The sequence below is a fragment of the Lachnoanaerobaculum sp. MSX33 genome (genome assembly GCF_000512995.1).
GTDB lineage: Bacteria > Bacillota > Clostridia > Lachnospirales > Lachnospiraceae > Lachnoanaerobaculum.
In genome coordinates this window covers 134512-141362 of sequence record NZ_AZXX01000086.1, presented here as the reverse complement: position 1 = coordinate 141362, position 6851 = coordinate 134512, and the positions used below count along the sequence as shown (strand labels likewise).

Below are 6851 nucleotides of genomic sequence, written 5' to 3'. Positions count from 1 at the left end.
ATTCTCAGTCCGAAATAAAAAAGGGGAGTCACACGAAAGTGTGGCTCCTCTGTTTTTATAAAACAGCCACCAGAAGGTGGCCGGAATAATTTATTGCTGTTATTTATTTTGTTCCGAATATTCTGTCGCCGGCATCTCCAAGTCCCGGGCAAATATAAGCGTCTGAATTAAGCTGCCTGTCAAGATGACCGACATAAATCTGTACATCAGGATGAGCCTCTTCAAGAGCTTTAAGTCCTTCAGGTGCGGCTATAATACACATGAATTTTATTTTCTTACCGCCATGCTTTTTGATCTGAGATATAGCATCTATAGCGGAACCACCTGTTGCAAGCATAGGATCTGTAACCACTATTATTCTCTCCTCAATAGGACTTGGCAGTTTACAATAATATTCTACAGGTGTATGAGTTTCTTCATCTCTGTAAAGTCCTATATGTCCTACTTTTGATGCCGGCACAAGCTGTAATATACCGTCAACCATACCGAGTCCTGCTCTAAGTATAGGTACTATTGCCATTTTTCTACCTGAAATCATTTCAGTCATACATTTTTCAAGTGGAGTTTCTACTTCAACTTCTTCTGTAGGAAGGTCGTTTAAGGCTTCATATCCCATCAACATTGCAATTTCACCTACAAGAGATCTGAATTCATTGGTTCCTGTGTTCTTATCACGAAGAATTGATATTTTGTGTTGAACCAACGGATGCTTATTAATATAAACTTTTGACATTTTACACCTCAATCTAAAATTTGCTTCCCTTATTATAGAGCAAATAAATACATAAGTACATAGAAAAAATTATTTAGTGCTTGGAGAATATTTTACAAGTACATAGTCACCAAGCTCATGAGAAAGAGGTATGGAGATAAAAATATCACCGCCTGATTCATAAGAGAAAAGCTTCGGAAAACCTTCATTCACATCATTTTTCTTTATAAGAGGAAAATCCGCATCTTCAAGTAAAGCTTTTAGAGTGTCCACAGTTAAATTCTTTTTGTATTCCGTAAAGCCGGCTGCCTGCGAGTTTGTAGCATTTTCAAGTTCAACATCATCTGAGAGTATATAGTTTGCAATGGTAAGCGGATCGGCAAAATCAGTAAGTCCGATACTTTCACCTGTATCAAGATTTATATTATTTGTAAAAATAATCTTTTTACTTTCATTTCCTGCTTTAAGCGTTCCGGTGTAAACTATGCTCATTCTGTTTCTGCTTTGATTTTTTACATTATACTTTAATTCTGCAGTTGAACCGGCATTTGAAGTAAATGAATCCAAAGCAAGTCTTGCATTATCTGAAATAGTTTTATTAACTGATGATTCTATTTTAGAGTCAATTCCGCTAAGTTTAGGATAGGAGATTTTTGATTTATCCTTGGAATAGCTCTGTGCATTTTCGGTAACGCTTGATTTTGATGATGATTTTTTATCAGCGGTAGTTGTTTTACCGGATTTTGTCTCAGCCAAAGAGGTAGACTCTTTACTGTCACTTGTAGGTGCAATGGTGGTCAGTGACATAGCACTGTTAGCACCCTCGGCAGCGGTAGTAGTAGGTGACATGGCACCGTTAGCTTCTGTAGTCATAATACTTTTCAAATCTGAAGTATCCTTACTTTTGCATCCTGCACTTATCACAGGCAATGCAAGAATTGTTAAATATAATAATAGTTTCTTCATTTTACCTCCATATGATTTGATTTCTTTAAGTACATTATACATGAAAACAGAAAAAAGAAATCTTAATTATAAATTAGATTTTAAAAAATACCGACCTTATAGTTTTTATAATATGTTTGCTTTCAATTTTAAATATGTTAAAATAATGCGAATGAGTAGAACAAAATTTAATTTTGGGGAGATAATATGGCATTTATCAGTGTTTTTGATGTGCTTGGGCCGAATATGATAGGGCCTTCAAGTTCACATACGGCAGGAGCATGTGTAATTGCATTCTTGGCAAGAAAAATGATAGGAGGAAATCCCAAAAAGGTAGAGTTTATACTCTACGGCTCCTTTGCAAAGACTTACAAAGGACATGGTACGGACAGAGCATTACTTGGCGGACTTATGGGATTTGGTACGGATGATGTAAGAATACGTGATTCATTCAGTATTGCCGCCGAGAGAGGAATAGAGTATAAATTTACGCCAAACAGTGATCTTACCGAGATTCATCCGAATACGGTTGATGTATGTATGGAGGATGAAGACGGCAGAAAGGTTACAGTCAGAGGTGAATCACTTGGTGGCGGAAAGGTAAGAATAGTAAAGATAGATCAGGTAGATATCGACTTTTCAGGTGAGTACAGTGCCATAATTTTGGTACATCGTGACAGGCCGGGAGTTATAGCATATATCAGTAAGATTTTAAGTGAGCATAATATAAATATTGCATTTATGAAGCTTTACAGAGAGTCAAAGGGAAATAAGGCATATACTATTATAGAATCGGATGAAATGATACCTCCCGATATAAAACCGGGACTGTATAAAAATGAACATATATCACAGGTAAGGATAGTTCAATAGGAGAGATTATGGATTTTATTAATGCAAAAGAACTTTTGGAACTTTGTGATAAGAAAAACATGTCGATTGCCGAGATAATGAAAATAAGGGAATGTGACGAGAGTACAAGTTCAAAAGAAGAAATAATAAACAAGATGAAAAGAGTTCTTGAGATTATGAGAGACTCTTCAACATTACCTATAAATACACCCATAAAATCAATGGGAGGACTTATAGGAGGTGAGGCAAAAAAGCTTAGCGAATATCAAAAGCAGGAGAAAAATATGGGTGGCCCGGTACTTTCAAAGGCAATAATGTATGCAATGGCCGTTTTGGAGTGCAATGCCTCCATGGGGCTTATAGTTGCGGCTCCTACAGCCGGTTCATCAGGTGTGGTACCGGGACTGTTGCTGGCAATGCAGGATGTATATTCATTTCCGGATGAGAAAATAATAGATGCATTATTTACGGCGGGGGCAATAGGATATCTTGCCATGAGAAACGCTACTGTAGCCGGAGCTGTAGGCGGTTGTCAGGCGGAGATGGGAGTGGCGGCAGCCATGGCGGCTGCAGGTGCGGTTGAACTGATGGGAGGAAGTCCTTCTCAATGTTTGGATGCATCATCAACAGTGCTTATGAATATGCTGGGATTGGTATGCGACCCTGTAGGGGGTCTTGTAGAATATCCATGCCAAAACAGGAATGCTTCAGGAGTGGCAAATGCCTTGGTGGCTGCAGAGCTGACAATGGCGGGAATAAAACAGCTTATACCTTTTGATGAAATGCTTGATACAATGTATAAAGTAGGCAAGAGAATGCCGGTGGAACTTAGAGAAACGGCGCTTGGAGGATGTGCGGTGACAAAAAGCGCGTGTGATGCCTGCGGAGGTTGTAGCTAAAAATGCGATTACCCGATATAACTACATATCGGGTAATCGCTTATTTTAATTATTTATTATATTTATAGAATCCTTCACCGGCATTTATACCTGTTTTACCTTCTGAAATATATTTTTCAAGAACAGCTTTTATTTTACCTTGAACAGTACTTGGATCATTTGAAAGTGGATCGTTTGATACTACATTAAGGGCTGTATTTAAACCAATTATATCAAGAATCTGGAAAGGACCGTAGGGTGATCCTGTGCCCAGTCTCCATGTAAGATCAATGGTAGCAGGATCTGCGACTTCCTTTGCAAGCAGCATCTGTCCTGCATTTAAGAAAGGTATCAGCATGGAATTTAGTATATATCCGGGTTGTTCTTTAGTAAGTCGAAGCGGAATCATTTTAATATCCGATGCAAATTTTGCTACAGCCTCATATGCATCCTTGTCTGTACCGTCATGCCCCATAATCTCGGCAGTATTGCTTATCCATATATTGTTTGCAAAGTGAATTGCCAGATATTTTTCGGGCCTGCTAAGACAATCACGGAATTGGCTTGGAATCATACTTGAAGAGTTTGTAGCGACTATTGTCTTTTCCTCAAGATGTGGATCCAAAGCCTTATAAAATTCCTTCTTTGCTTCAGGATTTTCAGCCATACTTTCAATTACAAGGTCTGTATCCTTACAAGCCTCTTCAAAACTTGTGGTAAGAATTATTTCTTTGTAGGCTTTTTCTGTAGATTCCAGAAGCTTATCTATATCCGATTCCGTAAGTGATCCGGAATCAGGAGCAAGTCCTCTCGGCAATGAGACCCCCGAACCAATACTTTTCTTTGCCTCACTTAATGTACTCTTGTAAATATTATATAATCTATCCAATTTCGGCTTTGTTCTTCCTATAGACTCTTCACTTCTGAGCCAAATCTTTACATTGAAACCGCAAAAAGCTGATTGAAAAGCTATCTGTGAGCCAAGTACGCCACCGCCTGCAACTGTTATATTTTTCATATTACCTCCTTAATATCCTATATAAAGGACAAAGATTATTGTAAATGTACAATATTTAATTGTATAAAATACATTATAACACTTTTATATAATTTTGGGAATATATTTTACCGTACTGTTAAAGTTTTAAACTTTAACTTTATGAAAATATAGTATATAATGTACCGGTAAATTGTAAGAGGTTTAAGGAGGTTTTAAATGGGTAAGCAACCGAAAAAACGAAACAGTGGTAACACTTTAGGGCTCTGTTTAATGATTTTGGCCGCTGTTATTACTATTATAATAGCTTTTCCGGTTACTGATGGTATCAGAAAGACTATAAAAGATAATATCAAATATATTGCCGGTACATATTCCGCTACGGAAAAGGGATTTGGTGGCAAGGTAAAAGCCATAGTAACAGTCGGAGATAACGGAATAGAAAATATTTCATTTGAAGGGTCTAAGGAAACTCCGGATATAGGAGGAGCTGCTGTTGAAAAACTCAATGCACAGATGAAAACAGCGCTTGATACCGAGATTAACTCTGTAAGCGGTGCAACAGTCACTTCCACAGCTTTGAAAAGAGCGTTGAAAAAGGCTTTACTGAAAGCTCGAGGTAAAGAAGTTAAAGAAAATATGGAAGTAAAGTCTGCAGATATTGTAGTAATAGGTGCAGGCGGTGCAGGAATGAGTGCGGCGATAGAAGCGGCACAAAAAGGCGCTACAAATGTAGTTATTTTGGAGAAGATGCCTTTTACAGGCGGTAACACCGTAAGGGCTACAGGCGGTTTGAACGCTTCTGAAACTCAGTATCAAAAAAGAGACGGTATAGAGGACAGCAATGATTTGTTCTATGAAGATACAATGAAGGGCGGAAAGAATTTAAACGACCCCGATCTTGTAAGAACATTGGTACAAAATTCGGCTGCAGCAGTTGACTGGGTAAATGAAATCGGCGGAGATCTTTCTGTAGTTGCTCAGTTCGGCGGAGCAAGTGTAAAGAGAATACACAGACCAAGTGATACATCTGCGGTAGGACCTATGCTTGTAAAGACCTTAAACGCAAAGCTTGATGAACTTGGAATTCCTGTTTTACTTGAAACCAAGGCTACAAAGATAATTGCCGATAAGGACGGTAAGATAACAGGGGTGGAAGCCGAAGATGAAAACGGAGAGTTTGTTATAAATACCAAGGCTGTCATACTTGCTACAGGAGGTTTCGGAGCAAATCCCGATATGGTGGTAAAATATGCACCACAGCTTGCAGGATTTATTACAACGAACCATTCAGGAGCTACAGGTGACGGTATAGAAATGGCACTTGAATTGGGAGCCGGACTTACAGATATCGAGCAGATTCAAACTCATCCTACCGTAAATCCGAATACCGCAACAATGTATACAGAGGGTGTTCGCGGTAACGGTGCTATACTTGTAAATGACGACGGAAATCGTTTTGTAAACGAACTTGAGACAAGAGATGTTGTTTCCGCAGCAATACTTAAGCAGCCAAATGAAGAGAGCTGGCTCGTTTTTGATACGGCGGTAAGAGAATCACTCAGTGCTATAGAAAAATATATAAATGAGGGAATTATTGTAGAAGCAAATACAATAGAAGAACTTGCTGAAAAAACAGGTATTAACAAAGAGAATCTTGTAGCTACCATGAATAAGTACGCCTCAATGCAGGAAGCAGGTGAGGACAGTGAATTCGGAAGAAAGAGTATGGAAGTACCTCTTACAAAGGCACCTTACTTTGCAGGACTTGCGAAACCTGCTATCCATCATACAATGGGCGGTGTAAAGATAAACACTGAAACTCAGGTTTTAAAAGAAGACGGAAGTGCTATCCCGGGACTTTACGCTGCCGGTGAAGTGGTAGGCGGAGTACACGGAGCCAACAGATTGGGTGGAAATGCCGTGGCGGATATAGTGGTATTCGGACGTATTTCAGGTGATAATGCAAACGGATATGTACTTGCAAACGGCGGAAATACCGAAAGAACCATAGTTGTAGAAAACGAAGATGCAAACTTTGTTCCACAGGATATAAAGACAGATCTTAAAGACGGTTCTTATAAAGGAAGCGCAAAGGGATTTGGCGGAGATGTGGAAGTCACATTTACCGTTAAAAACGGTATAGTAAACGATCTTTCTATAAGCGGAGGAAAGGAAACCGCCGAAATAGGAGGAAAGGCTATGGAGAAAATAAAGAGAAAAATGCAGTCAAGCGGTGAGTTTAAGGTTGACAGCATATCCGGAGCATCTATTACCTCAAAGGGTGTAAGTGACGCTATAAAGAATGCTACATTGCAGTAGAAAATATATAAAAAAGCCGATGTCTTTTTGATATCGGCTTTTTATAAATAAAATCTGTCGGTATAAATTATGTTAAAATCATCCAAAAAAAAATCATAAATTAACATAGATAAAATAGGTACTTTATGCTAATATTTATATGTTA

The 6851-nt window shown here is 38.5% G+C and carries 6 protein-coding genes; 3 read left to right on the top strand and 3 right to left on the bottom strand.

Annotated elements, in window-relative coordinates:
* Positions 1-103 precede the first annotated feature (103 nt).
* Positions 104-733, bottom strand: coding sequence for a uracil phosphoribosyltransferase (gene upp, locus HMPREF1495_RS10775; RefSeq protein ID WP_007591047.1), 630 nt, complete (start codon positions 731-733; stop codon positions 104-106).
* 69 nt (positions 734-802) lie between these two features.
* On the bottom strand, positions 803-1678 hold the full coding sequence (locus HMPREF1495_RS10770; protein ID WP_034214689.1) for a hypothetical protein: 876 nt from the start codon (positions 1676-1678) through the stop codon (positions 803-805).
* A gap of 186 nt (positions 1679-1864) precedes the next feature.
* On the opposite strand from HMPREF1495_RS10770, the gene sdaAB reads away from it, so the two are divergent.
* Entirely contained in the window at positions 1865-2530 is a 666-nt protein-coding gene (gene sdaAB, locus HMPREF1495_RS10765; RefSeq protein ID WP_007591056.1) for an L-serine ammonia-lyase, iron-sulfur-dependent subunit beta, read from the top strand.
* Positions 2531-2538: 8 nt separating this feature from the next.
* Complete coding sequence (sdaAA, locus tag HMPREF1495_RS10760; RefSeq protein WP_007591058.1) at positions 2539-3408, top strand: L-serine ammonia-lyase, iron-sulfur-dependent, subunit alpha; 870 nt, start codon at positions 2539-2541, stop codon at positions 3406-3408.
* A gap of 49 nt (positions 3409-3457) precedes the next feature.
* On the opposite strand, the gene HMPREF1495_RS10755 is transcribed toward sdaAA, so the two are convergent.
* Positions 3458-4405 (bottom strand): 3-hydroxyacyl-CoA dehydrogenase, encoded by a 948-nt coding sequence (locus HMPREF1495_RS10755; RefSeq protein ID WP_034214686.1) that lies wholly within the window; start codon positions 4403-4405, stop codon positions 3458-3460.
* A 198-nt stretch (positions 4406-4603) separates the two neighbouring features.
* On the opposite strand from HMPREF1495_RS10755, the gene HMPREF1495_RS10750 reads away from it, so the two are divergent.
* Positions 4604-6706, top strand: coding sequence for a flavocytochrome c (locus HMPREF1495_RS10750; protein WP_034214684.1), 2103 nt, complete (start codon positions 4604-4606; stop codon positions 6704-6706).
* Positions 6707-6851 lie beyond the last annotated feature (145 nt).

Bases quoted from the DNA above. Each gene is read 5' to 3' on its own strand.
- upp (WP_007591047.1), bottom strand. From the start codon at position 733: ATGTCAAAAGTTTATATTAATAAGCATCCGTTGGTTCAACACAAAATA.
- HMPREF1495_RS10770 (WP_034214689.1), bottom strand. From the start codon at position 1,678: ATGAAGAAACTATTATTATATTTAACAATTCTTGCATTGCCTGTGATA.
- sdaAB (WP_007591056.1), top strand. From the start codon at position 1,865: ATGGCATTTATCAGTGTTTTTGATGTGCTTGGGCCGAATATGATAGGG.
- sdaAA (WP_007591058.1), top strand. From the start codon at position 2,539: ATGGATTTTATTAATGCAAAAGAACTTTTGGAACTTTGTGATAAGAAA.
- HMPREF1495_RS10755 (WP_034214686.1), bottom strand. From the start codon at position 4,405: ATGAAAAATATAACAGTTGCAGGCGGTGGCGTACTTGGCTCACAGATA.
- HMPREF1495_RS10750 (WP_034214684.1), top strand. From the start codon at position 4,604: ATGGGTAAGCAACCGAAAAAACGAAACAGTGGTAACACTTTAGGGCTC.